Source organism: Parabacteroides sp. PFB2-10 (assembly GCF_029893085.1).
In the GTDB taxonomy this organism is placed as follows: domain Bacteria; phylum Bacteroidota; class Bacteroidia; order Bacteroidales; family Tannerellaceae; genus QVMG01.
On sequence record NZ_JARXWI010000032.1, the window covers coordinates 1 to 2,875 of the forward strand.

Annotated in this window: 1 rRNA gene; it reads left to right on the top strand. The window is 49.7% G+C overall.

The annotated features are described in order from the left end of the window. Positions 1 to 2,871, top strand: a 23S ribosomal RNA gene (locus M2137_RS14770). The last annotated feature ends 4 nt before the right edge of the window (positions 2,872 to 2,875 follow it).

Genomic DNA, 2,875 nt, shown 5'->3' on the forward strand with positions numbered 1-2,875 from the left:
TAAGGGCAGACGGTGGATGCCTTGGCTCTCGGAGGCGAAGAAGGACGTGATAAGCTGCGAAAAGCCGTGGGGAGGTGCAAATAACCTTTGATCCATGGATATCCGAATGGGGCAACCCGGCTGGTTGAAGGCCAGTCACCTCGTAAGAGGAGCGAACGTGGGGAACTGAAACATCTAAGTACCCATAGGAGAAGAAAACAAAAGTGATTCCGCAAGTAGTGGCGAGCGAACGCGGAACAGCCCAAACCAATATTGTTTAGGCAATATTGGGGTTGTAGGACTACGATATAGCAAGACATTAGTGAAATAGAACGTTTTGGAAAGAACGACCATAGGGGGTGATAGTCCCGTATATGTATCATTAACGAAGCTTAGTAGTATCCTGAGTAGCGCGGGACACGTGAAATCCTGTGTGAATCTGCGGGGCCCATCCCGTAAGGCTAAATACTCCCGAGAGACCGATAGTGAACCAGTACCGTGAGGGAAAGGTGAAAAGAACCTTTAGTAAAGGAGTGAAATAGACCCTGAAACCGTCTGCTTACAAGCGGTCGGAGCATAGTAATATGTGACGGCGTGCCTTTTGCATAATGAACCTACGAGTTACTTTCAGTGGCAAGGTTAAGGATTTAGAGGTCCGCAGCCGAAGTGAAAGCGAGCCTGAACAGGGCGACTTAGTCACTGTGAGTAGACGCGAAACCAAGTGATCTACCCATGTGCAGGTTGAAGGTTAGGTAACACTAACTGGAGGACCGAACCGGTAAGCGTTGAAAAGCTTTCGGATGACGTGTGGGTAGGGGTGAAAGGCTAATCAAACTTGGAGATAGCTCGTACTCCCCGAAATGCATTTAGGTGCAGCCTCGGTCGTTGATTTATGTCAGGTAGAGCGACTGATTGGATGCGAGGGCTTCGCCGCCTATCAAGTCCAGATAAACTCCGAATGGGCATAAATTTTAGACCGGGAGTGAGGGCATGGGTGCTAAGGTCCATGTCCGAGAGGAGAAGAATCCAGACCATCAGCTAAGGTCCCGAAATAACAGTTAAGTTGAACTAACGAAGTATGGTCGCAATGACAGCTAGGATGTTGGCTTGGAAGCAGCCATTCATTTAAAGAGTGCGTAACAGCTCACTAGTCGAGTGACCGTGCGTGGATAATACTCGGGCATAAACTGTTTACCGAAGCTATGGATGTCGTAAGACGTGGTAGGGGAGCATTCCCGTCGGCGTTGAAGGTAAGAGATAACTCTTGCTGGAGCGTCGGGAAAAGCAAATGTAGGTATAAGTAACGATAAGGAGGGCGAGAAACCCTCCCGCCGAAAGACTAAGGATTCCTGATCAACGCTAATCGGATCAGGGTTAGTCGGGTCCTAAGGTTAAGCCGAACGGCGATACCGATGGTTGAACGGGTTAATATTCCCGTACTACTTATGTGAGTGATGTGGGGACGGAGAAGTGACACTGCTGCCACCTGACGGAATAGGTGGTTGAAGGGTGTAGGCGTTGATGATTGTAGGCAAATCCGCAATCAGAGCTGAAACTTTACAGTACCGTGCGTGCCTGGCACAAACGGATAATGCAGGTAATCAGGCTCCCAAGAAAATCCGCTAAACGCTAATCATGTAAGTACCCGTACCGTAAACGGACACACGTAGTCGGGTTGAGAATACTAAGGCGCTCGAGTGATTCACGGTTAAGGAACTAGGCAAAATGGTCCTGTAACTTCGGGATAAAGGACGCCTGTCGAATGACAGGCCGCAGAGAATAGGCCCAGGCGACTGTTTAACAAAAACACATGGCTATGCTAATTTTAAAGAAGATGTATATAGCCTGACACCTGCCCGGTGCTGGAAGGTTAAGAGGAGATGTCATAGGAAACTAGAAGCATTGAATTGAAGCCCCAGTAAACGGCGGCCGTAACTATAACGGTCCTAAGGTAGCGAAATTCCTTGTCGGGTAAGTTCCGACCTGCACGAATGGTGTAACGATCTGGGCACTGTCTCAACCGTGAGCTCGGTGAAATTGTAGTATCGGTGAAGATGCCGATTACCCGCGATGGGACGAAAAGACCCCGTGAACCTTTACTATAGCTTTACATTGAATTTGGGTAATGAATGTGTAGGATAGGCCGGAGACTGCGAAGCAGGTACGCCAGTACTTGTGGAGTCATCGTTGAAATACGGCCCTTTTATTATCTGAGTTCTAACTCGCGTATCGTGAGGACACTGTATGGTGGGTAGTTTGACTGGGGTGGTCGCCTCCAAAAGTGTAACGGAGGCTTCTAAAGGTGCGCTCAGGCCGATTGGTAACCGGTCGTAGAGTGTAATGGCACAAGCGCGCTTGACTGAGAGACTGACAAGTCGACCAGGTAGGAAACTAGAGCATAGTGATCCGGTGGTTCCGTATGGAAGGGCCATCGCTCAAAGGATAAAAGGTACTCCGGGGATAACAGGCTGATCGCTCCCAAGAGCTCATATCGACGGAGCGGTTTGGCACCTCGATGTCGGCTCGTCACATCCTGGGGCTGGAGAAGGTCCCAAGGGTTGGGCTGTTCGCCCATTAAAGTGGCACGCGAGCTGGGTTCAGAACGTCGTGAGACAGTTCGGTCTCTATCTATCGTGGGCGCAGGAGATTTGCGTGGCTCTGACACTAGTACGAGAGGACCGTGTTGGACGAACCTCTGGTTTACCGGTTGTTCCGCCAGGAGCATTGCCGGGTATCTACGTTCGGATTGGATAAGTGCTGAAAGCATCTAAGTACGAAGCCAGCCTCAAGATTAGATCTCCCTTAAGGGTTGTTGTAGACTACGACGTTGATAGGACGCAGGTGTAAGTGCAGTAATGTATGTAGCCGAGCGTTACTAATAGCCCGTGACTTTTCT